The following is a 25,435-nucleotide window of genomic DNA, read 5'->3' as shown; positions in this document are numbered from 1 at the left end:
GGCAGCTCGACCTCGAGGGGGAGACGCCCGAGGCCGCGGCAGCTCGCCGCACGGCCGCCGCCCGCGCGGGCGCGCTCGTCGGCCAGCGCGTCGACGAGTTCCTCGCCCCCGAGCTCGACCCCGACCTCGCTCCGCCCGAGTCCGTCGTGCATCTTCCGCTCGGGCGGGTCATCGCCTCGACGCTGCTCGGCGGCGCCACCGTCTGGATCGCGATCTTCATCGCGATCATCATCGTCGGGTTCGCGACCGGCCAGTTCTGGGTGCTGTTCACTTTCGTCCCGGCGGCGATCGGTCTCTTCAGCTACATGTGGACCCGCATCACGAAGTCGCTGCGGTACTCGATCGCGGGCACGCCCGACGGTGTGCGCATCGGTCACGGATTGCTCTCGACGGGCAACCAGACCATCCCGCCCGGCCGCGTCCACGCGATCGAGGCGACGCAGTGGCTGCTCTGGCGCCCGTTCGGCTGGTGGTCGATCCGCATCAACGTCGCCGGCCAGTCGGTGAGCTCGTCGAACGACGCCGCCCAGCGCACGCTCGTGCTGCCCGTCGGCACCGTCGCCGACGTGCATCGAGTGCTTGCGCTGCTGCTCCCGGATGCCGCATCCGCTGTCGACCCCCTGCTCGACGCCGGCCTCACGGGCCGCGACGGCGAGGGCGGATTCTCACGCACGCCCCGGCGCGGCGCCTGGCTTCGGCCGTTCTCGTGGCGACGCATCGGCTGGGCCGCCACGGCGGGCGTCGCCCTCATCCGTCACGGCGCGATCGCTCGCAGCCTCACGCTCGTGCCGCTCGCCCGCATGCAGTCGGTGGCGGTGACGAGCGGGCCGATCCAGCGGATGCTCGGGCTGGCGACCGTGCGCATCCATACCGTCGCGGGCCCGATCGCCGCGGGCCTGCCGATCGCCGAGCGCGCCGAAGCGGAAGCGCTCTTCGAGCGACTCGCCGATGAAGCGGTCGAGCGGGCCGCGAGCGACACATCCCATCACTGGGGTGCGGTCACCGGGCCGGGCACGCCCACCGAGACGAGCGAGGTCGCAGATGCCCGTTGAGTCCCGCGCGGGGCGACTCGGCGTCGGCACGATCGGCGCAGGCCGGGTCGGAGCGGTGCTCGCGGCAGCCCTCGCGGGCGCCGGGCACGCGCTCACGGGTATCGCCGCGGTCTCGCAGTCGAGCCGCGATCGAGCCGCCGCGATGCTGCCCGCCGTTCCGGTGCTCCCCATCCCCGAGATCGTCGAGCGCAGCGAGCTCGTGCTGCTCGCCGTGCCGGCCGACGAGCTCGAGCAGCTCGTCGCAGGGCTCGCCGAGGCCGGCGCCTGGCAACCAGGGCAGCTCGTGCTGCACACCGCCGCGCGCTACGGCGCAGGCGTGCTCGACCCGGCGCGACGAGCGGGAGCCATCCCGCTCGCGGTGCACCCCGCGATGACCTTCACCGGCACGACGATCGACCTCGCCCGACTGCCGGGCACCTGGTTCGCCGTCACGGCCCCGGCGCCGGTGCTGCCGATCGGCCAGGCCCTCGTGGTCGAGATGGGCGGCGAGCCGTTCATCGTCGCCGAGGCCGATCGGGCGGCGTACGCCGAGGCGATCGACACGGCCGTCTCGTTCTCGAGCGCGATCGTCGACCAGGCGAGCGAGCTCCTCGACGGCATCGGTGTGGGTCGCTCGGGCGCGGTGCTCGCTCCGCTCGTGCGCAGCGCCGTCGAGAACGCCCTCGCCCGCCACGACAGCGGCCCCTTCGCCGACGGTGCCGGTACGATCGACGAGGCCGGAACCGACCGGCCGCTGGGAGGTGGCGGGTGACCGAGGTCACGGCGGGCACGCGCACCGTGCCGACGATCGCCGAGTTGCGCCGGTTGCTCGCCGAGCGACGCGCCGACGGTGCATCCGTCGCCCTCGTGCCCACCATGGGCGCCCTGCACGCCGGTCACCTCGCACTCGTGCGCCGCGCGCGCGAGCTCGCCGACGTCGTCGTCGTGTCGATCTTCGTCAACCCTCGGCAGTTCGGGCCCGGTGAAGACCTCGACCGGTATCCCCGAAGCCTCGAATCGGATGTCGCCGCACTCACCGAACTCGGCGTCGACTTCGTCTTCGCTCCCGCCGTCGACGAGATGTACCCGCGCGGCGCCGTCGACGGCACGACCGTGAATGCCGGCCCGATCGGCGACCGCTACGAGGGCGCATCGCGACCCGGCCACTTCAACGGCATGCTCACGGTCGTCGCGAAGCTCTTCAACATCGCGCAACCCGACATCGCGGTGTTCGGGCAGAAGGACGCGCAGCAGGTGTTCCTCGTCACCCGCATGGTCGCCGACCTCGATGCGCCGGTCGAGATCGTGGCGGTGCCGACCGTGCGCGAGCCCGATGGACTCGCGCTCTCGAGCCGCAACCGCTTCCTCGACGACGCCCAGCGCGCGGCGGCGCTCACCCTCGCCGAGTCCTTGCGGGCAGCGGATGCCGCGGCCGCGCAGGGTGCAGGAGAGTTGCTCGCCGAGGGGGTCGCTGCTTTCGGCGACCACGACGGCGCGAGCCTCGACTACTTCGTCGTCGTCGATCCCGACACGCTGCTGCCCATCGGCGACGACTTCCGCGGCCGCGCACTCGTGCTCGTCGCCGCCGTCGTGGGCACGACGCGCCTCATCGACAACACGTTCGTCGACGTCGGTCCCGCCCGCTGAGGGCTGAGGGCTCCGCAGGCGGCGGGCTTCACCGGTTCCTCTCTGCGCAGAGCGCCTAGGCTGGTGCACGCATGTTTCCGCGAATCGAGAGTGAACGATGACCGACACCCAGACGGATGCCGCAACCGAGCCCACAGCCGAGGAGATCTCGGAGCAGAAGGCCGTGCGACTCGCCAAGCGCGAGCGGCTGATCGCCGCATCCGACGACCTCGGACTCGGTGCCTACCCCGTTCGCCTCCCGATCACGACGACGATCCCCGATGTGCGCGATCGCTTCGTGGGCCTCGGGGTCGACGAGGCGAGCGGCGAACAGGTCGGCCTCGCGGGGCGCGTCGTGTACTCCCGCAATACCGGCAAGCTCTGCTTCGCCACGCTGCAGTCCGGTGACGGCAGCCGAATCCAGGCGATGGTGTCGCTCGCCGAGGTGGGGGAGGAGTCCCTCGCCGAGTGGAAGGAACTCGTCGACCTCGGCGACCACGTGTTCATCGCGGGCGAGGTCATCACGAGCCGCCGCGGCGAGCTCTCGGTCATGGTGAAGGAATGGCGCATCGCCGCGAAGGCGATCCTGCCGCTGCCGAACCTGCACAACGAGCTCTCCGAAGAGACCCGGGTGCGCAGCCGTTACCTCGACCTCATCGCGCGCGACCAGGCACGGCGCAACGTCCTCGACCGCGCCAAGGTGAACGCGAGCCTCCGCCGCACGTTCGACTCGCTCGGCTTCATCGAGGTCGAGACGCCGATGCTGCAGGTGATGCACGGCGGGGCATCCGCTCGTCCGTTCGTGACCACCTCGAATGCGTTCGACACCGAGCTCTACCTGCGCATCGCGCCCGAGCTCTACCTCAAGCGCGCCGTCGTGGGCGGCATCGAGCGGGTCTACGAGATCAACCGCAACTTCCGCAATGAGGGTGCCGACTCGACGCACAGCCCCGAGTTCGCGATGCTCGAGGCCTACGAGGCCTACGGCGACTACAACACGATCGCCGACCTCACCCAGCAGCTGATCCAGGATGCCGCGATCGCCACGAACGGCTCGCACGTCGTGACGTGGGCCGACGGCACCGAGTTCGACCTCGGCGGCGACTGGGCGCGCATCTCCATGTACGGTTCGCTCTCCGAGGCGGTGGGTGAAGAGATCACGCCCGAGACCCCGATGTCCCGGCTCGCCGAGCTCGCCGCTGCGGTGGGCATCGAGATCGACCACCCGCTGCCCGGCAAGTACGTCGAGGAGCTCTGGGAGCACCATGTGAAGACCGGACTCGAGCGCCCGACGTTCGTCATGGACTTCCCGCTCGACACGAGCCCGCTCGTGCGCCAGCACCGGCGGCTGCCCGGCGTCGTCGAGAAGTGGGACCTCTACATCCGCGGCTTCGAGCTCGCGACCGGCTACTCCGAGCTCGTCGACCCCGTCGTGCAGCGCGAGCGCTTCGTCGAGCAGGCGAAACTCGCCGCCGGCGGCGACCTCGAGGCGATGCGCCTCGATGAGGAGTTCCTGCGTGCACTCGAGTTCGGCATGCCCCCGACGGGCGGCATGGGCATGGGCATCGATCGTCTGCTCATGGCACTGACCGGCCTCGGCATCCGCGAGACGATCCTGTTCCCCCTGGTGAAGTGATGAACGACTACCTGCCGAAGAACGAGCTCCAGCCCGAGGGCGACCCGAAGCGACCGTCGAACACGCGCCTCGCGATCTGGATCATCGTCGGCGCGATCGGCTTGTACCTGCTGGGCTCCGGCATCTGGGGCATCGTCACCGGAGGCTGATCCCCTTTTTGGGGACACGGCGTTTATCACGATTCGGTAACGCCGCGGTGTCCCCCGAATCGCAGCTCGGGCATTCCCTGCGAGGGAGCGTCGGCCCCGGCGATGAGCGTCAAACCTGCCCTTCGTGGGCGGCCGTCGAGGCGCGATCGCGAGGGCGTCCCCCATTCGGCGATCAGTGTTGCATCGGCCGGATCACGCGAGCGCTTTCGCCGAGTATTCGCGGCGATCTGGGCCATATCGAGGACTCCTCGATTCGGATAGCCTCCCGACTATGTGGCCGCAGGACCACATCCGAGGTGCCTGCGAATCCGAACACATAAGGGGTTCAACGTGTTTTCACGACGCCAGCGCACTGCGCTGCTCGCCGCCGGCGCTCTCGTCGCCGGCCTGTTCGCTCCAGTCGCCTTCGCAGCGCCCGCGTACGCGGACCCGCTTTGTGATCTCGGTGATTTCGAGATCGACGGCAACCTGACGGAGCAGGACTGCGGTGACGGATTCGATGACTGGCTGACGCCGGATATCGGTTTCACCAGCACCGAACAGGGCGGCACGTACAGCGCCAGCTCGAAGGACGTCGACGACCCGGCGACCTGGACGTCGGCCGGTTCCACACCCGACAAGGCCGACTTCTCCAAGGTGTATACCTTGGCGCGAGTGGTCGACGGGCACTACTACCTGTATGTGGCATGGGATCGCACCGGCGACAGCGGCACCGGCAAGTACGCGATCGACCTGTCGTTCGCGGGTGAGAACGTCGCACCCGACGGCACCCCGCAGCCGCTCCACAACGAGGGCGGTGTGGTCGCCTACATCAACATGGCCGGCGGCAGCGCGCCGACGCTCGGACAGCTCTGTCCGTACGTCGATCAGGCTGATTACCCCGACGACGTGAACTCCGACCCGGGTGACTGCACGACCGACACGACGGGCTTCGCGAGCGCCATCGGCCCGAGTGGCACGTTCTTCGAGGTCGGGTTCGACCTGACCGAGCTTGCCGGCATCGAGCCCGGCTGCCCTCCCACCGAGGACGCGGCGACCGTGTACATGCGATCGATCACCGGCGGCAGCGGCGACGGCAACCTGAAGGCCTACGTCGCCCCGCTCACGGTGACTCCGCCCTCGACGTGTGGCTTCCTCACTGTGACGAAGGAATCGCTCAACGATCTCGACCTCGACAGCAGTGTGCTCTTCGAGTACACCGTCACCGGCGGCGAGAACGACCCGATCGACGGCGACCTGCTCATCGACGAGACCGACTCGTACTTCGACGTCGAGCCCGGCGACGACTTCACGCTCGATGAGGTCATCCCCGCCCAGGTACCGTGGTCGCTCTACTCCATCGTGTGCACGGCCGACGGCGTCGATTACGTGCTCTACGAGAACGGCGCGGCCACCGGCACGACGTTCCCGGTCGTCAGCCTCGAGACCACCGATTGCGTGATCACCAACGCGACGTCATACGTGACGGTCGAGAAGCAGACCCTGCCGGATGCCTCCACCCAGGTGTTCGACTTCGACATCGAAGGCGCGGCGTTCGACCTCAGCGACGGCGAGTCCGAGACGTTCCAGTTCGCTCCCGGTGCGGAGGTCGACATCACGGAGACGGTGCCTGAAGGCTGGGACCTCGTCGACGTGACGTGCGACACCGATGAGACGGCGATCGAGGACGGCGCGACCGTCACGACGATCGAGGGCGAGACGGCCTCGTGCGTGTTCACCAACGAACAGCAGGGCGCAATCGTCATCAACAAGCTCGTCGAAGGCGTCAACGACGCCGAGTTCGACTTCTCGAGCGACGCCCTGGGCGACTTCTCGATCGAGACGGTCAACGGGTTCGGAACGGCGACCTTCGACAACCTCGTTCCCGGAGCGTACGACGTGAGCGAGGACCTGCTCACGGGGTACGACACGACGAACCTCGTGTGCGTCGATCCCGATGACGGCACGGTCGTGGACCTCGAGGACTTCTCGGCCGCGATCGACCTCGACGCCGGCGAAACCGTTGAGTGCACGTTCACGAACACCGAACGCGGCCTCATCTTCGTCGACAAGGAGACGCTGCCCAACGAGTTCGACCAGGACTTCGAGTTCACGTTCGACGGCGGTGAGGGCCCGATCGACTTCACCCTCAACGACGCGACGGACGACGAAGAGGACTTCTGGAACTCCGGTTTCATCGTGCCCGGCACCTACACCGTCGACGAGCTCGTGCCCGCCGGCTGGACGCTCGACGGCATCTCCTGCGGCGTGGTCGACGGAGACGGCACCACGATCGAGCTCGGTGCCGGCGAGGTCGTGAGCTGCGTGTTCACGAACGAGGCGAACCCTGGATCCGTCACGGTCAAGAAGTCGGCAGTGGGCGGCAACGGCACCTTCGGGTTCGTGCTCACGGAGCTCGGCTCCGACGGCGACCCGCGCACTCGTGAGGTGACGACGGTGAGTGGCAGCGCAACGGCCGTCTTCGACCTCGTCGACGCCGGCAACCGCTACTCGATCGAGGAGACGAAGGTCACCGGCAGCTGGACAGCCGGGCCGATGACCTGCGAGGTCACCCCCGCGAGCGGAGGAGCCCCGGTCAAGATCGATCCGGCCGACTTCGAGGTCGCGCCCGGTGACGAGATCGTGTGTGCGATCACCAACACGCTGCGACCCCCGCTCGCCATCACGGGCGTGGACCTCGCGAGCGGCATGTGGCTCGCCCTCCTGCTCCTCGGCGCAGGCGGCCTGGTGTTCATGATCCGGCGACGGGCGCGCACGACCGGCGCCTGAGCATGAAGACTGCGGGGCTCGGGCGAATGCCCGGGCCCCGCTTTCGTGCTCCCAGTGAGATTGAATGTAACGATTGGGACACGGCGGCGACGTCCCCCGAATCGCTGCGTGATCCGCTTCCCCCCGAATGGGCGGCAGAGCCGCCGATCGGCGCGAGGTCGGCCTTCCGCGACCGGTGTCAGCAGGGTGATTTCGACAGTGTCCCCCGTTCGACGCTCCGGGCTGGGCGGCGGCATCCGTGAAAGCTCTCTCGTGCAGTGTTCACGCCGATCTGCGACTATCGAGGACCCCTCATTTCGGATAGCCTCGCCAACGATGTGGCCACAGGACCACCCGCGGTGCCTGTGAATCCGAACACACAAGGGGAACAAACGTGGTTTCACGACGCCAGCGCACCGCGCTGCTCGCTGCCGGTGCACTCGTCGCCGGCCTGATCGCTCCCGTCGCTCTCGCAGCGCCGGTCTACGCAGCCGTCACCTGTGACGTCGGCGGCTTCGAGATCGACGGCAACTTCACTGCCGAGGACTGTGCACCCGGCTTCGACGACTGGGACAACGTCGCCTACGACTCGACCACGCAGGGCGGCACCTACAGTGCGTCGAGCAAGGAAGACGAGGACCCGGCCGGCTGGACGAGCGCCGGCAACACGCCCGACAAGGGCACCTTCGCCGAGGTCTTCAGCTTTGCGCGCATCGCCGACGGCGACTACTTCACCTACGTCGCATGGACGCGTGACAACAACACCGGCACCGGTGGCTACGCGATCGAGATCACGAACGCGGGCGAGCGTGTGGCTGAGGACGGCACCCCCCAGCCCGACCGCAGCCTCGGCGGCAGCGTGTTCTACGTCGAGATGCAGGGTTCCGACCTGCCCGACTTCCTGGAAGGCTGCGTGTACACGAGTGTCGACGACTTCCCGGGCGTCTGCTCGTCGGACGAGACGGGCTACTTCGCGGAGATCAGCGAAGACGGCCTGTTCTTCGAGGTCGGGCTCAACCTCACCGAGCTGAGCGGCGTCGCGCCGGGCTGCCCGCCCGTGTCGGAGACGACCACGGTGTACGTGCGCTCGCAGACCGGACAGGCCGGCACCGAGGCCAACCTCAAGGGCTACGTCGCGCCGCTCCAGGTCGACCCGCCGTCGACGTGTGGCGAGATCCTCGTCGACAAGGAGACGCTGCCCGACGAGTATGACAAGGACTTCGAGTTCGCGTTCGCCGGTGAAGAGGGCACGATCGACTTCACCCTCAACGACGCGACCGACGACGAGGGCGCCCTCTGGAGCTCCGGACCCATCCCGGCCGGCACGTACACCCTCGAGGAACTCGTGCCCGCGGGCTGGACGCTCGACGACATCTCCTGCGGCACGGTCGAGGGCCACACCACGACGATCGAGATCGCAGAGCACGAGGTCGTGTCCTGTGTGTTCACGAACAGCCTGGACGTCGTGCCCACCGAGCCGGCCAAGCCCATCAAGCCCACGCTCGCCGCGACCGGCGTGGACCCCATGAGCGGCCTGTGGCTCGGCCTCCTGCTCTTCGGCGCAGGCGGACTCGTATTCACGGTCCGACGGGCGCGCGCGACCCGCGCCTGAGATGAACTGCGGGGCTCGGGCGGATAGCCCGGGCCCCGCTTTCGCGCGCCGGCGCCCGCGTCGATGCGCGGAATCCGAGGAACCCCCGTATTCTGGAGAGCATATGGACGAGTTCTGGGCGAATGCGATCTGGTCGCTGGCACCGACGGTGCTCATCGGCCTCATCTTCTGGTTCGTGATGCGCGCGATCTTCCGTGCCGATCGCAACGAGCGCAAGGCCTACGCCCGCATCGAGGCCGAGGAGCGCGCAAAGCTCGGGCGCGAGCGGCCGGCAGCCTAGCCGGGCATGGAGCTCACCGCGGGGCAGGCGGCACTGATCGTCGGCGGCGTGCTCCTCGCGATCGACCTCATCGTGCGCATCGTCGCGATCATCGTCGTGCCGCGCAACCGCCGCCCGACCGCCGGCATGGCCTGGCTCCTCGCCATCTTCTTCATCCCCTATCTCGGGGTCATCTTCTTCCTCATCATCGGCAACCCGAAGCTGCCCAGGCGTCGTCGCCAGCGACAGGCCGAGGTCGACCGATACATCCGCGAGAGCACTCACGGCGTCGAGCGGGTGAGCGACAGCACCTCGTGGCCGGCCTGGTTCGAGGGCGTCGTGCGGCTGAACCGCAACCTCGGATCGATGCCGCTCATCGGCTCCAACAGCGCGAGCCTCATCGGCGAGTACCAGGGCTCGCTCGATGCGATGACGAAGGCCATCCACAACGCGAGGCACTACGTGCACGCGGAGTTCTACATCCTCGCCTACGACCGCACGACCGCGCCGTTCTTCGACGCGCTCGGTGAGGCGGCGGCGCGTGGCGTCGAGGTGCGGGTACTCCTCGACCACATCGCCTCGTACCGGGTGAAGGGGTACCGCGCGACGGTGAAGCGGCTCACGCGCATGGGCGTGGAGTGGCGGCTCATGCTGCCGGTGCAGCCGCTGAAGGGCAAGTACCAGCGACCCGACCTCCGCAACCATCGCAAGCTCCTCGTCGTCGACGGCGACATCGGTTTCATGGGGTCGCAGAACATCATCGACCGCACCTACAACAAGCGCGTCAACATCCGTCGCGGGCTGAAGTGGAAGGAGCTCGTGATCCGGGTCGAGGGCCCGATCGTGTCGGGTCTCGACACGATCTTCGCAACCGACTGGTATCTCGAGACCGAGGAGGCGCCGAGGCGCGACCTCGCCGAGTCCCTCCACCAGCGCGGCGAGGCGCAGGACCTCGACTGCCAGGTCGTGCCGAGCGGTCCCGGCTACCGCAACGAGAACAACCTGAAGCTCTTCCTCTCCCTGCTCTATGCGGCCCAGGAGAGGATCATCATCACGAGCCCCTACTTCGTGCCCGACGAGGCGATGCTCCTCGCCATCAGCGGGGCGACGCAGCGCGGCATCCACGTCGAGCTCTTCGTCTCGGAGATCGGCGACCAGGCGCTCGTCTATCATGCCCAGCGGTCGTACTACGAGGCGCTGCTGCGAGCCGGCGTGAAGATCTACATGTACAAGGCGCCCTACATCCTGCACGCGAAGCACTTCTCGATCGATGATGACGTCGCGGTGATCGGCTCGAGCAACATGGACATCCGCTCGTTCGAGCTCAACATGGAGATCACGCTTCTCGTGCGCGGCGCGTCATTCGTGCGAGAGATGCGCGCCGTCGAAGACGGATACCGGCGAGACAGCCGTGAGCTCACGCTCGACGACTGGCTGCGACAGCCGCTCCGCTCGACCGTGCTCGACAATCTCGCGCGGCTCACCTCGGCGCTGCAGTAAGCAGTAGCATCGCGCTCCGTCGGCCTGAACCGGCTCAACCCGGGCTTGGGGAAATGGCTACCCTATTGGTCATGCTTGGATCACAACTCTCGGTTCGGTCAGACCTGCCGCTCTCCAGTCCGCTGCCCGGAACCGGCCAGCTCGCGCCGGCTGCCTGGCTGCCGCGGCCCTCCGACCTCGACCTGGGCGGAAGCTGGCGGTTCGCGCTCTGGCCGAGCGCCGCCGAAGCGCCCGCCGACCCGGCCGCCTTCCGGGAGACGGAGGCGAGCGACATCCGGGTTCCCGGTCACTGGGTGCTGCAGGGGCATGGAGCGCCCGCCTACACGAACGTGCAGTATCCCTTCCCGGTCGACCCGCCGCATCCGCCCGACGGCAATCCCACCGCGATCTACCAGCGCACCGTCTGGATCGATGAACTGCCCGAGCAGGCACGGCTGCGGTTCGACGGGATCGACGGCGCCGCGACCATCTGGTGGAACGACACCCTGCTCGGCAGCACGAGGGGGAGCAGGCTCCCGGCCGTGTTCTCCCTCGACGACAGCCTTCGAGTCGGTGAGAACGTGCTCACCGTACGGGTCTCCCAGTGGTCTGCCGCGAGCTATCTCGAAGACCAGGACATGTGGTGGATGCCCGGAATCTTCCGGGCCGTCACGCTGCAGTCCCTCCCGGCGCAGGCCATCGACGACGTGTTCGTGCACGCCGACTACGACCACGAGTCCGGTGGCGGAGTGCTGCGCGTCGAGGTGCGAAGCGACGCCGACGCGGTGATCGACGTGCCCTCGCTCGGCATCGCGGAGCATCCCGCCGGTGTCGAGCTCTCGCTCGCCGGCATCCGTCCCTGGTCGCCGGATGACCCGGTGCTGCACGAGCTCCGCGTGCGCACCGATCGCGACGAGGTCGTGCTCAAGGTCGGCTTCCGGCGGGTGAGCATCGACGGCGGCTCGCTCCGCGTCAACGGAACGCCGGTGCGGCTCAGCGGAGTGAACCGGCACGAGCACGATCCCGACCTGGGCCGTGCTGTGCCCATCGCCACGGCGCGGGCCGAACTCGAGCTCATGAAGCGGCACAACATCAATGCCGTGCGCACCTCGCACTATCCGCCCGACCCGCGTTTCCTCGAGCTCACCGACGAGCTCGGGCTCTTCGTGATCGACGAGGGCGATCTCGAGACCCACGGTTTCGAGCTGAACGGCTGGCGACGCAACCCGTCCGACGACCCGATGTGGTTGCCCGCGTTCCTCGACCGAGTCGAGCGACTGGTCGAACGCGACAAGAACCATCCGAGTGTCATCATCTGGTCGCTCGGCAACGAAGCGGGAACCGGCCGGAACCTGGCCGCGATGAGCGAGTGGATCCATGGCCGCGATCCGTCACGACCGGTGCACTATGAGGGCGACCGCGACGGCGCCTACACCGACATCGGCTCGGCGATGTACCTCTCGTCGGCGGATCTCGACGCGGTCGGCGCCGGATCCCTGCCGCCGGGTGCCAAGCCGGGATCGCCCGCCGGTGCTCCCGAGCGACCGTTCCTGCTGTGCGAGTTCGCGCACGCGATGGGCACCGGTCCGGGTGGGCTGAGCGAGTACCAGGCCGCCATCGACGGACATCCGCGCATCGCGGGAGCGTTCGTCTGGGAGTGGATCGAGCACGGCCTGCGGCAGCGCCTCGCCGACGGATCGGTCCGCCTCGCGTACGGAGGCGACTTCGGGGAGCTCGTGCACGACGGCAACTTCGTGATCGACGGACTCGTCTCGCCCGACCGCGAGCCTCGACCCGGTCTCGCCGACGTCGCCGCGGTGTTCTCGCCGATCGGGCTGGCGCTCGACGGCACTGAGCTGACCGTGACGAATCGCTATCACGGACGAACGACCGAAGGGCTCGAGGCCACGCTCGCCGTCGTGGACCTCGACACCGACGGCGTCGCCGGTGATGAGCCGCCCGTATCTCAGCAGATCCTGATTCCCCTGCTCGCGCCCGGCGAGTCGGCGACGGTACAGCTTCCCGCGGAGCTCTCGCTCGACAGCGGCGTCCCGAGGTTGCTCACGGTCTCGGTCGCGCAGGCGCACGCGACCGCCTGGGCTCCCGCCGGGCACGAGATCGCGTGGGTGCAAGCCGAGCTGCCCGGCTCAGGGGCGACGTCGCAGCCCGGCTCGGCCTCCTCGGCTTCCTCGGCTGCATCGATTGCGGCGTCGTCGGCCGCATCCGCAGAGGCACTTTCGGGTCCGACGACGTTCGGCGTCGGACGGTTCGACGCGAGCGGCAGGCTGACCCAGGTCGGTGACATCCCGATTCACGACTTCGGCCTGCGATTCTGGCGAGCGCCGACCGACAACGACTTCGGGACGCCGTGGGATGGCGACGACCAACGCAGCGACGCGCAGCGCTGGACGGATGCCGGTCTCGATCGCCTCCAGGCGCGGACGACCGAGTATTCGGTGGCCGGCGACGAACTCGTCGTCGGCACCCGTTACGGCGTGATCTCATCCGACCGCGGCATCGATTCGATGCTGCGCTGGAGCCGAACCGAGGCGGGGGTGCTCGCACTTGATGTCGAGGTTGCCCCGTTCGGTGAATGGCACGTGCCGTGGCCGCGGATCGGGCTGGGCTTCCGGTTGCCGGGTGAATTCGGCGACGTGCGGTGGTTCGGACTCGGACCCGGTGCCGCCTACCCTGACACCGGCCAGGGAGCCAGGCTCGGCTGGCACTCGATGCCGATCGACGACCTGCAGGTGCCGAACATCCGTCCCCAGGAGAACGGCTCGCGCGGCGGGCTTCGGCGACTCGCGCTTCTTGCGTCGCAGACGGCCCTCCAGATCGACGGGCACGGGCTGGCCTTCAGCGCGCGTCCGTGGTCGGATGCCGCGCTCGAGGCCGCCGATCACCTGGAAGACCTGCGCCCCGACGAGAGCACCCATGTGCACGTCGACTTCGCTCGGCACGGCATCGGTACCGCGGCGTGCGGGCCAGGTGTGCTGCCGCAGCACCGGCTGGAGCCCGCGCGGTACTCGTATGCCGTGACCTTCCGAGCGGTGCCGGCGCTGTAGCGAGGCGCCCGGCGTACCGACGTCGGACGCTCCGGAACGTTCGGGCCGTCTACCGGCGGGGCTTGAGCCGCACCGTCGGCAATTCGGGAGCCGGAAGCGGTGCGCCGTCGTAGCCGGCGACGGTGCCGAACCGGCCGTCGGGGTTGTCGCGCCCGATGACGTCGGCCTGCCACTGCCGCCGGAACTCGACGACCTCGTCGTGGCTGCGGCCGATGAAGTTCCACCACATCACGAGCTCCTCGCCGAACGGCACACCGCCGAGGAGCACGACGCGCACCGGTGCATCGCCCGCGCGGAGGGTGAGTCGGTGCCGGCCCGGTTCGATGAAGGCGAGCTCGGACCATGCGACCTCGGTCGCGGCATCCGCTCCTTCGACCTCGACGGTCACCGGCCCGGCATCGACCAGCACGCCGTGTTCGAACGCGGGGTCGAGCTCGAGCTCGACGGTTCCGCCGGCGGGCAGGTCGAGCTGGGCGCCGAGGAGCGGCGAGAAGACGGTGACGTGCGACTCGCTGCCGGCGAGCGAGCCGACGAAAACCCGCAGGGTCGCGTCGCCGACGGTCACGGGAATGATGTCGGCGTGCTCGAAGAAGGGACCGACGTGCCGTGAGGAATCGGGCAGCGCGACCCAGAGCTGCACGCCGTGCAGCGTGGTCGTCTCGGGGAGCGACACCTCGGAGTGCGAGATGCCGCGGCCCGCCGTCATCAGGTTCACGGCACCCGGGCGCACGATCGCATGGCTGCCCGCGCTGTCGCGATGCTCGATCTCGCCCTCGAAGAGCCAGCTCACGGTCTGCAGCCCGGTGTGCGGATGCGGCGGCACGACCATGCCACCAGTGGCGTCGACCACGTCGGGGCCGTAGTGATCGGCGAAGCACCAGGCGCCGATCGTCGTGCGGCCGCGTTGGGGGAGCGTTCGGCGCACGCTCATCGCACGAGGGCCGCCGAGCGGCACATCGCGCGGCGCGAGCACCTTCACGGCGGGGCCGGCGGGCGCCTCAGGCGGGGCGAGGAGCTCCACCGGATCGCGTTCCAAGTTGCTCATGTCGGCAGCATAGTCTCGGCTGAGCGAGGTGAGGCCGAACCGATAGGCCCAACCGATAGCATGACGGAATGGCTCCCTCCATTGGCTTCCGCCGTGCCGGCTTCGCCGCCGTGGCCGTGGCATCCGTCTTCCTGTTCACGGCGTGCGCGGCGAGCGGCAGTCCTGCGGAGCACTACCCCGGCCTGCCGGTCTCGGAGCACGAGGAAGAGGGCGGCCACGAGGAGCCCGAGAACGAGGAGGGCGAGCCCGTCGCCGCATGGGTCGGCCAGGGCGCGCAGCTCGCGGTGACCATCTGGGGCAGCTCGTCGTGCCCGCAGGTGGGCCGCAACATCCGCGTCGTCGAGCCGGCCGGTGAGGGCAACACCGTCGCCATCGACCTCGTCGAGCGACCAGAAGACGAGGTCTGCACCATGGACTTCGCGCCGCACACGACCGTGTTCTGGACGCCTGTCGATGTCACGACGACCGAGCCGCTCAAGGTCCAGGTTGCCGACTCGACGGTCACCGTACCCGTCAAGTAGTCGACAGCGCCGTCACCGTTCGTGGCGTACTACGAGGAGTTCGCCGACCTCACAGTCGAGCGCTTCGCAGACGGCCTGCAGGGTCGAGAAGCGGATGGCGCGCGCCCGGTCGTTCTTCAGCACGCTGAGGTTCACGACACTCACGCCGACGAGTTCGGCGAGCCGCGTGAGCGTCATGCCGCGCGCCTCGAGCAGCTCGTCAAGGCGGCAATGGATGTCGGTTGCCTCGTCGGGCTCTGCCGACGCCATCAGACGAGACCGTCGGTGTCGCGCTGCAGGCGCTCGCCGAGTTGAAAGGCGGCTGCTACGACGCTGAGCGCGAGTCCCCATCCGAAGGGTGCCGGGTCGATGGTGAGGCCGAAGAACACGAGCACCTCGGCGCCGCCGGTGTTGGGGCCGGCGGTGACCGTGTCGCCGAGGAATTGCACCACTTCGGCATCCGAAATCGCGTGCAGGAAGGGCGCGAGTGTTCCAGTCGCCATCACCAGCACGGCCGCGGCGAAGATCGACCACGTCGCCGAACGCGCGAATGGACGCCGTTCGAGCAGGTGCATGCCGAGGATGAAGACGATAAGGCACAGGCCGATGCCTAGCAGCGCGGCGACCGTCGTCTGCGAGACCATCAGCCAGCGAAGGCCTGCGGGCAGTCCGTCGATGACGAGCGTCACGGAATCGTAGTGTGCGTCGACGATCGCAGGCGTCTCGTCGGCGAATAGCGGGGAGGCGGCGTTCGCGAGCTGCAGCCCATCGACACTGAGTGACTCGGCGGTCAGCAGGTGAACTGCTCGCAGCACGAGCCCGACCAGTCCGGCGATCCCGATGAGCAGGGCCCCTCCCGTGATCGCTCGAAGCCCCCAGCCATCGAGGCGGTCGCGCCGAGGGTGGGTCGTGGGTCGAATGCCGGTCATTGTCTGGTCCTAACGAATATCGATAACAACGATAAACGATACGGTAACGCCTCGAGCAACGCGCGTCAACGAGTGAGGCCTCGCCGCGGCATCCGTCGCCGTCATCGCTCACGGTAGAGGTCGCGGGCTCGACCGTCGCGGCGTCCGTCAAGTAGTCGATTCCCTGCTGCACCCGGGCACGACGTGTCCCCCGACCGTCCCCCGAACGCGGGGGACGGGATGTAACGATTTGGTAACGGAGCTACTGCCAGGAGTCGGCCTGAGTCCGCCTTTTGGGGGACACCCCGCTGCAGTTTCCTGAGTGCCTATAGCGACGTGCATTCGAGTGATTTCGTCAAGCCTGTAAATGGGGGACAAGGCCACTCTTGGGTGCGTTCCAGAGTCCCCCAAAGTGGGTGTGCGCCGCGAGGTCCTCTCCTCTGTCGGCGAGATTCTCTCAGGACTACCGTGCCGCTTACGTGCCGCCATTTCATCCCGAGAACGGCGGACCCGACACGTAAGGAAATCGCCTTGTCTCGACGCAAGGGCGGCGCTCTCGTCGCCATAACCGCACTTCTCGCAGCATTGTTCACCCCCCTCCTCGTCGCGAGTCCCGCGAGCGCGGCCGTCGTCTGTGACGTCGGTGATTTCGAGATCGACGGCAATCTCACGCCAGAGGACTGTCCGCCCGGTTTCGATGACTGGGGCAACGTGCCCTTCGACTCGACCACGCAGGGCGGCACCTATAGCGCGTCGAGCAAGGAAGACGAAGACCCGGCAACGTGGACGAGCGCCGGCAACACGCCCGACAAGGGCACGTTCGCTGAGGTCTTCAGCTACGCCCGCATCGTCGACGGCGACTACTACACGTACGTCGCATGGTCGCGCGACAACAACACCGGCACCGGTGGTTACGCGATCGAGATCACGAACGCCGGCGAACGCGTCGCTCCCGACGGCACGCCGCAGCCTGACCGCAGCCTCGGGGGCACGGTGTTCTACGTGACCATGCAGGGCGCCGCCCTCCCCGACTTCGTCGAAGGCTGCGTGTACACGAGCGTCGCCGACTTCCCAGGAACTTGCTCGTCGGACGAGACCGGCTACTTCTCCGAGATCAGTGCCGACGGTCTCTTCTTCGAGATCGGGCTCAACCTCACCGAGTTCAGCGGCGTCGCGCCGGGCTGCCCGCCGGTGTCGACCGAGACCACCGTGTACGTGCGCTCGCAGACCGGTCAGGCGAGCACGGATGGCAACCTCAAGGGATACGTCTCCCCGCTCGAGGTGACCCCGCCCTCGACCTGTGGCTTCCTCACGGTGACGAAGGAATCGCTGAACGACCTGGCCGACGACAGCGGCACCGTGTTCGACTACACCGTCGACGGCACAGCGATCGATCCGATCGTCGACGCGCTGCTGGTCGGCGAGACCGATGAGTTCTTCGACGTCGACCCCGGCACCGACTACACGCTTGCAGAGTCGATCCCCGCGGATGCGCCGTGGTCGCTGTACTCGATCGTCTGCACCCAGGGTGATGACGTCTACGTCCTCTACGAGAACGGCGCACCGACCGGCACGACGTTCCCGGTGTCGACCGGCGAGACCACCGATTGCGTCATCACCAACGCGACCTCGTATCTCGACGTCTCGAAGCTCACCAATCCGGTCGACACCACGACCGACTTCTCCTTCTCCGTGAACGGCGGCACGCCGTTCCCACTGAGCGGTGGGGAGACGACTGCACCGTTCCAGTTGGTGCCCGGGACATCCGTGACCATCACCGAGGACGACCTCGCAGGCTGGACGCTCTCTGACATCGTCTGCACGATCGACGGGCAGGAGGTCATTCCGACCGCCGAAGACCTGGACGCCGGATTCGTGACCGTCTCGACGGTCGCCGGCGAATCGGTCAACTGCGCCTTCACGAACGACACGTCGTTCGTCACCGTGACCAAGCAGACGCTGCCGGATGGCTCAGCGCAGGCGTTCGACTTCACGGTCGACGGCGCGCCCGTCTCGCTGACCGACGGCCAGACGAGCCAGGCGTTCCAGTACGTGCCCGGCACCGAGGTGACGATCGCGGAGACCGTACCCGAGGGTTGGGATCTCACCGACATCACCTGCACGGTCGACGGCGTCGAGGTCGACGAGTCCGTCACCGTGACGACCGTCGCCGGCACCACGATCGACTGCGTGTTCACGAACCGCCAGGACGGCACGATCATCATCAACAAGTCGCTCGTCGGCGAGGATGACACGACCTTCGAGTACACCGGCAGCTGGCTCGATCCCGAGGGCTTCGGCATCACGACCGTGAACGGCATCGGCAGCGAGACCTTCACGGGCATCGACCCCGACACCTACACGGTGACCGAGCTCCCGATCGAGGGGTACGACGGCACTGATCTGATCTGCGTCGACAGCGACGGGAACGGCACGGCATCGACGGTCGACGGCATCGTCGGCACGATCAACCTCGACCCGGGCGAGACCGTCGAGTGCACCTACACGAACACGCAGCGCGCGCGCCTCCTGGTGGACAAGGAGACGGTGCCCGACGAGTACGACCAGGACTTCGGATTCGTCTTCTCGAACGGCCAGTTCCAAACCCCGTTCACACTGAACGACTCGACGGATGACGAGGCAAGCCCGTGGACTTCGGGCTTCATCGTTCCCGGCAGCTACTCGGTCACCGAGACGGTGCCCGAGTCGTGGACGCTCACTGACATCAGCTGCGGCGACCGCGACGGTGACGGAACGACGATCGAGCTCGCGGCCGGCCAAGTCGTGACCTGCGTGTTCACCAACACGGCCGACACCGGTCAGGTGTCGCTCACGAAGTCGGTGACCGGCGTCGACTCCTCGTTCGCGTGGAGCTTCGACTTCGAGCTGACCGAAGAGCCGGGCGGCACGCCCGACCCGCGTACCGTCGACAACTCGGCCCTGCCGGGGAGCGCGACGGCGACGTGGAGCGATTTGAACGTCGGGTCGACCTACACGCTCGTCGAGTCCGATGTGCCAGACGGGTGGTCGGTCGGTGACATCGCCTGCACCGGCCTGACCGACGCCGATGGTGTTGCAGACGGCTTCCAGTTCGTTGTCACACCGGGCCTCGTGCTCGCGTGCACGGTGACGAATGCGGCATCGCCCGCCGACGTCGACGTGGAGAAGACCGTGAGCGGGGTGACCGCCGGCTACGCGTGGGAGTTCGACTTCACGATCAACCCGACGCCCGCCGGGCAGGACGCGACGCAAGCGACATCCGGTGTCGGCCCCGACTCCGATGTGGTGAGCTGGACCGGTCTGACTCCCGGGGTCGTCTACACGATCACCGAGGAGCAGGTGCTCGGGTTCGCGCAAGGTGAGATCGTCTGCGAGACCGAGGAAGGGACGCTCGACGACCTGAACGGCGCCGAACCCGGTGTCGCGTTCATGGCTCAGGTCGGCGTCTCGATCGACTGCTTCGTGACGAACCGGGCCGTGCCCGTCGATATCGACATCACGAAGTCCGCGGTGGGCGGCGACGGGGAGTTCACATTCCTGCTGCAGCCGCTCGACGCGAATGGCGACCCCAACGGCGATCCGATCGAGGAGTCCGTGACCACGGTCGGTGGCACCGGAGTGGTGACCTTCGACAACCTCACGCCAGGGTCGCGGTTCTCGCTCGCCGAGCAGAACCCGGGCGGCGGCTGGACCGTGGGTGTGCTCACCTGCACGGTCACGCATGCCGACCAGTCGACCGACCCGCTCGACGTCAGCGACTTCACGATCGAGCCGGGCGACTCCATCGCCTGCGAGATCACGAACACCGCGAAGAGCACGATCGTCATCGTGAAGGAGGTGCAGGGTGACGATGCGACCTTCGAGTTCACCGGCACTTGGCTCGACCCCGAAGCGTTCGAGATCACGGCCGTCGGCGGCACAGGTTCGGAGACCTTCTCCGAGGTCGACCCCGGTGCCTACACCGTGACCGAGACTCCCGAGGCAGGGTATGACGGCAGGCTCGTCGACTGTGTCGAGACGGATGCCGCGGGCACCGTTTCGACCTGGGATGGGCTCGTCGGCACGATCAATCTCGACCCGGGTGAGACCGTCACATGCACGTACTCCAACGTGCAGCGCGGCGAGATCCTCGTCGACAAGGAGACCGTCCCTGACGAGTTCGACCAGGACTTCGACTTCGTGTTCGTCGGTGGGGAGGCTCCCGTCGAGTTCACCCTCAACGACGCGACGGACGACGAGGGCGACCTCTGGTCGTCGGGCCTTATGCCGCCCGGCACCTACACGATCGACGAGCTCGTTCCCGAGTTCTGGGAGCTGACCGACATCGACTGCGGCGTGCGCGACGGCGACGGCACGACGATCGACCTCGAACCCGGTGACGTCGTCACCTGCACGTTCACGAACACCGCCGAAGTGGGTGAGGTCTCGCTCACGAAGTCCGTCGAGGGAGTCGACCCCTCATACGAGTGGAGCTTCGACTTCGCGTTGATCGAGGAGCCCGACGGCACGCCGGATCTCGAGACGGTCGACAACTCGGCCCTGCCGGGGAGCGCCACGGCGACGTGGAGCGACCTCGAGGTCGGTTCGACCTACACCCTCATCGAGACGGATGTCCCCGACGGCTGGACCATCGGTGACATCGTCTGCAACGCCGGTGAGATCGAGGACGCATCGGATGACCCGGGCTTCCAGTTCACCGTCACGCCGGGTCTCGTGCTCGAGTGCGAGCTGACCAACGTCGCCGCCCCGGCCGACGTGGACGTCGAGAAGACCGTGAGCGGGGTCGCTGAAGGCTTCGCTTGGGACTTCGACTTCACCATCGACCCGGTTCCCGCCGGCCAGGATGCCACGCAGACGACCTCGGGCGTCGGTCCCGACTCCGACGTCGTGAGCTGGAGCGACCTGGTCCCCGGTGCGACCTACACGATCACCGAGGAAGAGGTCGCCGGATGGGAGCAGGGCGCCCTCACGTGTGAGACCGAGGGCGGCGAACTGACCGACCTGAACGGTGCCGAACCCGGCTTCCAGTTCGAGGCCGAGGTCGGTGTGTCGATCGACTGCTCCGTGACGAACCGCGCCGTGCCCGTCGACCTCGACGTCACGAAGTCGGCCGTCGGCGGCGACGGCACGTTCGAGTTCGAGCTGCAGCCGCTCGACGGCGCCGGGGAGCCCGTCGGCGACCCGATCGTCGAGTCGGTGACGACGGTCGGCGGATCCGGCGTCGCGATCTTCGAGAATCTGGCCCCTGGGTCGCGGTTCTCACTCGCCGAGGCCGATCCCGGCAGCGGCTGGATCGCGGGTGACCTCGACTGCACGGTCACGCACGCGGACGACTCCACCGAGCCGCTCGACGTGAGCGACTTCACGATCGAACCGGGCGACTCCATCTCGTGTGAGATCGAGAACGTCGCGCGCGGCAAGATCATCATCGTGAAGAACGTGGAGGGCGATGACGCCACCTTCGAGTTCGAGGGCACGTGGCTCAACCCGGTGGACTTCGAGATCACGACGAACAACGGGTCGGGGTCGCAGACGTTCGAGAACGTCGACCCGGGCGAGTACACAGTGGAAGAGGTCGAGCCCGTCGGTTACGACGGCACCGAACTCATCTGCACCGAGACCGTCGAGGAACCCGAAGGCGGAACCACCGTCGAGGGCCTCGTCGGCACGATCGACCTCGACCCGGGTGAGACGGTGATCTGCACGTTCACCAACGTCGAATGGGGTGTCCTGCTCGTCGACAAGGCGACCATCCCGGCCGGCGACCCGACCGAGTTCGACTTCGGCTGGGGGCCTGCGAGCTCGATCGAGTTGAACCCCTTCACGCAAAGCGGTGCGGCCGCCGATGACCCGTTCAGCACGGGTCCGATCGAGCCGGATCGGTACGCCGTGAAGGAGGTCGCACCGGAGGGCTGGCGTCTCGTCGGCATCGAGTGCGTCGGCGGCGAGGACCCGTCCTACGTGCTCGACGACGGATCGACGCCCGCCGGAAGCGTCGCGGAGGTCGACGTGCCGCTGCAGTCGACGGTGCTCTGCACCTTCACCAACGCGAAGCGCGGACCGGTCGATGTCGACAAGGTCGTAGACGCCGGCAGCGTCGTCGATCACGGCGACGGCACCTGGTCGATCGACTACACCATCACGGTGAGGAGCGACTCCTACATCGACGAGGAGTACGACCTCAGTGACAAGCTCCTCTTCGGCGGCGGGATCACCCCGATCTCCGCAACGGTCGAGTCGCTCGACGGGGTCACGCTGAACCCCGGGTGGAACGGGAGTACCGACATCCTCGTCGCCGAGGACGCGGTCATCCCCGCCCAGGGCACGCATCAGTACGAGGTGTCGGTGCGAGCGAGGGTCGCCACGACGGTGACGGCAGGCCAGGCCGATTGCACGGTCGGCTTCGGGGAGTCGGGCAGCGGCCTGCTGAACCGCGCCGAGGTCGATTTCTGGAGCGGCAGCGACGCGGCAGAGGCATGTGCCCCGGTCAAGGTCAGGAAGGCGCCGCCGCTCGCGGTGACGGGTATCGAGCTCACAGCACTGTGGCTCGGCGTCGGGCTCCTCGGATTCGGTGCGCTCGTGTACGCGTTGCGCCGCCGTCCTCTCTACCGAGGCTGATCGCAGGTGAACAACGTCGCCCGCACCGGGATCGAGATCCCGGTACGGGCGACGTCGTTTCCATCGCCACTTCCGTCATCTCGCCCCGCGTCAATCCCCGGTGCCAGCGCTGCGCCGAGGGCGAACACTCGCATATCCCTGACCAGCGCTGGTTACGCTCGTTGTATCGACGCCCCGTCCCAGCCGGCGCCGTAAGGAGTTGAGGATGTTCGAGAGATTCACCGACCGTGCCCGTCGTGTCGTCGTGTTGGCCCAAGAAGAGGCCAAGATGCTGAACCACAACTACATCGGCACCGAGCACATCCTGCTCGGCCTCATCCACGAGGGTGAGGGCGTGGCCGCCAAAGCGCTCGAGTCGCTCGGCATCTCGCTCGATGCCGTGCGCGAGCAGGTGCAAGACATCATCGGGCAGGGTCAGCAGCAGCCGACGGGGCACATCCCGTTCACTCCGCGCGCCAAGAAGGTGCTCGAGCTCTCGCTCCGCGAAGCGCTCCAGCTCGGCCACAACTACATCGGCACCGAGCACATCCTGCTCGGTCTCATCCGCGAGGGCGAGGGCGTCGCAGCCCAGGTGCTCGTGAAGCTCGGCGCCGACCTCAACCGCGTGCGCCAGCAGGTCATCCAGTTGCTCTCCGGCTACCAAGGCAAGGAGCAGGTCCAGGTGGGCGCCAACGAGCAGGTCACCCCGCAGGGTGGCTCTCAGATCCTCGACCAGTTCGGCCGCAATCTCACGCAAGCTGCACGCGAGTCGAAGCTCGACCCCGTGATCGGCCGCGAGAAGGAGATCGAGCGGGTCATGCAGATCCTCTCGCGCCGCTCCAAGAACAACCCCGTGCTGATCGGCGAGCCCGGCGTCGGCAAGACCGCCGTCGTCGAGGGCCTCGCGCAGGCGATCGTGAAGAACGAGGTCCCCGAGACGCTGAAGGACAAGCAGCTCTACTCGCTCGACCTCGGTTCGCTCATCGCCGGCAGCCGCTACCGCGGTGACTTCGAGGAGCGCCTGAAGAAGGTCACGAAAGAGATCCGCACGCGCGGCGACATCATCGTCTTCATCGACGAGATCCACACCCTCGTGGGCGCTGGGGCCGCCGAGGGCGCCATCGACGCGGCATCCATCCTGAAGCCGCTCCTCGCCCGTGGTGAGCTGCAGACGATCGGTGCGACCACGCTCGACGAGTACCGCAAGCACTTCGAGAAGGATGCCGCGCTCGAGCGCCGCTTCCAGCCGATCCAGGTCGCCGAGCCGAGCCTGCCTCACACGATCAACATCCTCAAGGGGCTGCGCGACCGCTACGAGGCGCACCACAAGGTCTCGATCACCGACGGTGCCCTCGTCGCCGCGGCGAACCTCGCCGACCGCTACGTCTCCGATCGGTTCCTCCCCGACAAGGCGATCGACCTGATCGACGAGGCCGGCGCACGCCTGCGCCTCTCGATCCTCTCGAGCCCGCCCGAGCTGCGCGAGTTCGACGAGAAGATCGCCGTCGTGCGCGCCGCGAAGGAGACCGCGATCGAGGAGCAGGACTTCGAGAAGGCCGCTTCCCTCCGCGACGAGGAGAAGCAGCTGCTCGGTGAGCGCCTGCGCCTCGAGAAGCAGTGGAAGTCGGGCGACGTCAAGACGACCGCCGTCGTCGACGAGGGCCTGATCGCCGAGGTGCTCGCACAGGCCACCGGCATCCCCGTCTTCAAGCTCACCGAAGAGGAGTCCTCGCGACTCGTCTTCATGGAGAAGGCCCTGCACGAGCGCGTCATCGGCCAGGAGGAGGCCATCTCGGCCCTCGCCAAGACGATCCGCCGCACACGCGCCGGCCTGAAAGACCCGAAGCGCCCCTCGGGCTCGTTCATCTTCGCCGGCCCCACGGGCGTCGGCAAGACGGAGCTCGCCAAGGCGCTCGCGGAGTTCCTCTTCGACGACGAGGCGGCGATGATCTCGCTCGACATGTCGGAGTACGGCGAGAAGCACACCGTCTCTCGCCTCTTCGGCGCCCCTCCCGGGTTCGTCGGCTTCGAAGAGGGCGGCCAGCTCACCGAGAAGGTTCGCCGCAAGCCGTTCAGCGTCGTGCTGTTCGACGAGATCGAGAAGGCGCACCCCGACATCTTCAACTCGCTCCTCCAGATCCTCGAAGAGGGCCGGTTGACCGACGGTCAGGGTCGCGTCGTCGACTTCAAGAACACGGTCATCATCATGACCACCAACCTCGGCACGAAGGACATCTCGGGCGGCCCCGTCGGCTTCCAGATCGAGGGCGACCCCCGCACGGGCTACGACCTCATGCGCGGCAAGGTGAACGAGGAGCTGAAGAAGCACTTCAAGCCCGAGTTCCTGAACCGTGTCGACGAGATCATCGTGTTCCCGCAGCTCTCGAAGCCCGAACTGCTGCAGATCGTCGACCTCTTCATCAAGCGGCTGAGCGAGCGCATGCTCGACCGCGACATGACCGTCGAGCTCTCGCAGTCGGCCAAGGAGCGGCTCATCGAGGTCGGGTTCGACCCGGCGCTCGGCGCTCGACCGTTGCGCCGCGCGGTGCAGCACGAGGTCGAAGACCGCCTGTCCGAGAGGATCCTGCACGGCGAGCTCAACTCGGGCGACCACGTGTACGTCGACTTCAAAGACGGCGAGTTCATCTTCACCACGACCCAGCGTGCGCTGCCCGTCGGCCTCGGTGTGAACACGAGCGCCGCGATCGGCACCGGTCCGGTCAGCCCCGACCTGGCGGCCGCGTCGGGCGACTAGGGCGCAAGATTCGAAGAGCGGATGC

Annotated in this window: 16 protein-coding genes; 13 read left to right on the top strand and 3 right to left on the bottom strand. The window is 67.7% G+C overall.

Going from position 1 to position 25,435, the window contains the following annotated elements:
* From ESP51_RS14485 to ESP51_RS14450, 10 genes are all read left to right on the top strand, one after another.
* Nucleotides 1-1,052, top strand: a 1,052-nt coding sequence (locus ESP51_RS14485) for a PH domain-containing protein (RefSeq protein WP_164990532.1), incomplete at its 5' end; no start/stop codon positions are given.
* Nucleotides 1,042-1,803 carry a Rossmann-like and DUF2520 domain-containing protein gene (locus ESP51_RS14480; RefSeq protein ID WP_129521602.1) on the top strand — a complete coding sequence of 254 codons (762 nt, stop codon included), beginning with the start codon at nucleotides 1,042-1,044 and terminating at the stop codon, nucleotides 1,801-1,803. The genes ESP51_RS14485 and ESP51_RS14480, both read left to right, overlap by 11 nt.
* A complete protein-coding gene (gene panC / locus ESP51_RS14475) occupies nucleotides 1,800-2,678 on the top strand; it encodes a pantoate--beta-alanine ligase (protein WP_241843186.1) in 879 nt (292 codons plus the stop codon). The genes ESP51_RS14480 and panC overlap by 4 nt, the downstream gene beginning before the upstream one ends.
* Before the next feature lie 97 nt (nucleotides 2,679-2,775).
* Nucleotides 2,776-4,293 (top strand): lysine--tRNA ligase, encoded by a 1,518-nt coding sequence (gene lysS, locus ESP51_RS14470; RefSeq protein WP_129521601.1) that lies wholly within the window; start codon nucleotides 2,776-2,778, stop codon nucleotides 4,291-4,293.
* The gene (locus ESP51_RS20665; protein WP_164990531.1) at nucleotides 4,293-4,442 is read left to right on the top strand and encodes a hypothetical protein; all 150 of its coding nucleotides are present in this window, start codon (nucleotides 4,293-4,295) and stop codon (nucleotides 4,440-4,442) included. Before lysS ends, ESP51_RS20665 begins: the two co-directional genes overlap by 1 nt.
* A 330-nt stretch (nucleotides 4,443-4,772) precedes the next feature.
* Nucleotides 4,773-7,211: a prealbumin-like fold domain-containing protein gene (locus tag ESP51_RS14465; protein ID WP_129521600.1), complete on the top strand. Its 2,439-nt coding sequence runs from the start codon at nucleotides 4,773-4,775 to the stop codon at nucleotides 7,209-7,211.
* Between the two features lie 373 nt (nucleotides 7,212-7,584).
* Entirely contained in the window at nucleotides 7,585-8,802 is a 1,218-nt protein-coding gene (locus ESP51_RS14460; RefSeq protein WP_129521599.1) for a prealbumin-like fold domain-containing protein, read from the top strand.
* 103 nt (nucleotides 8,803-8,905) lie between these two features.
* Complete coding sequence (locus ESP51_RS20660; protein ID WP_164990530.1) at nucleotides 8,906-9,082, top strand: hypothetical protein; 177 nt, start codon at nucleotides 8,906-8,908, stop codon at nucleotides 9,080-9,082.
* A 6-nt stretch (nucleotides 9,083-9,088) separates the two neighbouring features.
* Nucleotides 9,089-10,561, top strand: coding sequence for a cardiolipin synthase (cls, locus tag ESP51_RS14455; protein WP_129521598.1), 1,473 nt, complete (start codon nucleotides 9,089-9,091; stop codon nucleotides 10,559-10,561).
* Nucleotides 10,562-10,632: 71 nt separating this feature from the next.
* Nucleotides 10,633-13,605 carry a glycoside hydrolase family 2 TIM barrel-domain containing protein gene (locus ESP51_RS14450; RefSeq protein ID WP_164990529.1) on the top strand — a complete coding sequence of 991 codons (2,973 nt, stop codon included), beginning with the start codon at nucleotides 10,633-10,635 and terminating at the stop codon, nucleotides 13,603-13,605.
* 49 nt (nucleotides 13,606-13,654) lie between these two features.
* Here the strand turns inward: ESP51_RS14450 and ESP51_RS14445 are convergent, their stop codons facing one another.
* Nucleotides 13,655-14,650, bottom strand: coding sequence for a pirin family protein (locus tag ESP51_RS14445; RefSeq protein ID WP_129521596.1), 996 nt, complete (start codon nucleotides 14,648-14,650; stop codon nucleotides 13,655-13,657).
* A 68-nt stretch (nucleotides 14,651-14,718) separates the two neighbouring features.
* Between ESP51_RS14445 and ESP51_RS14440 the strand changes: the two genes are divergently transcribed.
* Complete coding sequence (locus tag ESP51_RS14440; protein ID WP_129521595.1) at nucleotides 14,719-15,171, top strand: hypothetical protein; 453 nt, start codon at nucleotides 14,719-14,721, stop codon at nucleotides 15,169-15,171.
* Between the two features lie 12 nt (nucleotides 15,172-15,183).
* On the opposite strand, the gene ESP51_RS14435 is transcribed toward ESP51_RS14440, so the two are convergent.
* Nucleotides 15,184-15,420 carry a helix-turn-helix domain-containing protein gene (locus tag ESP51_RS14435; RefSeq protein WP_129521594.1) on the bottom strand — a complete coding sequence of 79 codons (237 nt, stop codon included), beginning with the start codon at nucleotides 15,418-15,420 and terminating at the stop codon, nucleotides 15,184-15,186.
* Nucleotides 15,420-16,079 (bottom strand): hypothetical protein, encoded by a 660-nt coding sequence (locus ESP51_RS14430; RefSeq protein ID WP_129521593.1) that lies wholly within the window; start codon nucleotides 16,077-16,079, stop codon nucleotides 15,420-15,422. The genes ESP51_RS14435 and ESP51_RS14430 overlap by 1 nt, the downstream gene beginning before the upstream one ends.
* Before the next feature lie 510 nt (nucleotides 16,080-16,589).
* On the opposite strand from ESP51_RS14430, the gene ESP51_RS14425 reads away from it, so the two are divergent.
* Both ESP51_RS14425 and ESP51_RS14420 read left to right on the top strand, forming a co-directional pair.
* Nucleotides 16,590-22,676 (top strand): prealbumin-like fold domain-containing protein, encoded by a 6,087-nt coding sequence (locus ESP51_RS14425; protein ID WP_129521592.1) that lies wholly within the window; start codon nucleotides 16,590-16,592, stop codon nucleotides 22,674-22,676.
* A 205-nt stretch (nucleotides 22,677-22,881) separates the two neighbouring features.
* Nucleotides 22,882-25,410 (top strand): ATP-dependent Clp protease ATP-binding subunit, encoded by a 2,529-nt coding sequence (locus ESP51_RS14420; RefSeq protein ID WP_129521591.1) that lies wholly within the window; start codon nucleotides 22,882-22,884, stop codon nucleotides 25,408-25,410.
* Nucleotides 25,411-25,435 lie beyond the last annotated feature (25 nt).

Source organism: Agromyces albus, assembly GCF_004134825.1.
Lineage (GTDB): Bacteria > Actinomycetota > Actinomycetes > Actinomycetales > Microbacteriaceae > Agromyces > Agromyces albus.
This window is presented reverse-complemented; position numbering and strand designations above follow the sequence as displayed.

What these genes read in the sequence shown, in the direction of transcription:
- ESP51_RS14450 (WP_164990529.1), top strand. Translation starts at nt 10,633, where the DNA reads ATGCTTGGATCACAACTCTCGGTTCGGTCAGACCTGCCGCTCTCCAGT.
- ESP51_RS14445 (WP_129521596.1), bottom strand. Translation starts at nt 14,650, where the DNA reads ATGAGCAACTTGGAACGCGATCCGGTGGAGCTCCTCGCCCCGCCTGAG.
- ESP51_RS20660 (WP_164990530.1), top strand. Translation starts at nt 8,906, where the DNA reads ATGGACGAGTTCTGGGCGAATGCGATCTGGTCGCTGGCACCGACGGTG.
- ESP51_RS14420 (WP_129521591.1), top strand. Translation starts at nt 22,882, where the DNA reads ATGTTCGAGAGATTCACCGACCGTGCCCGTCGTGTCGTCGTGTTGGCC.
- ESP51_RS14440 (WP_129521595.1), top strand. Translation starts at nt 14,719, where the DNA reads ATGGCTCCCTCCATTGGCTTCCGCCGTGCCGGCTTCGCCGCCGTGGCC.
- ESP51_RS14480 (WP_129521602.1), top strand. Translation starts at nt 1,042, where the DNA reads ATGCCCGTTGAGTCCCGCGCGGGGCGACTCGGCGTCGGCACGATCGGC.
- lysS (WP_129521601.1), top strand. Translation starts at nt 2,776, where the DNA reads ATGACCGACACCCAGACGGATGCCGCAACCGAGCCCACAGCCGAGGAG.
- ESP51_RS14435 (WP_129521594.1), bottom strand. Translation starts at nt 15,420, where the DNA reads ATGGCGTCGGCAGAGCCCGACGAGGCAACCGACATCCATTGCCGCCTT.
- cls (WP_129521598.1), top strand. Translation starts at nt 9,089, where the DNA reads ATGGAGCTCACCGCGGGGCAGGCGGCACTGATCGTCGGCGGCGTGCTC.
- ESP51_RS20665 (WP_164990531.1), top strand. Translation starts at nt 4,293, where the DNA reads ATGAACGACTACCTGCCGAAGAACGAGCTCCAGCCCGAGGGCGACCCG.
- ESP51_RS14430 (WP_129521593.1), bottom strand. Translation starts at nt 16,079, where the DNA reads ATGACCGGCATTCGACCCACGACCCACCCTCGGCGCGACCGCCTCGAT.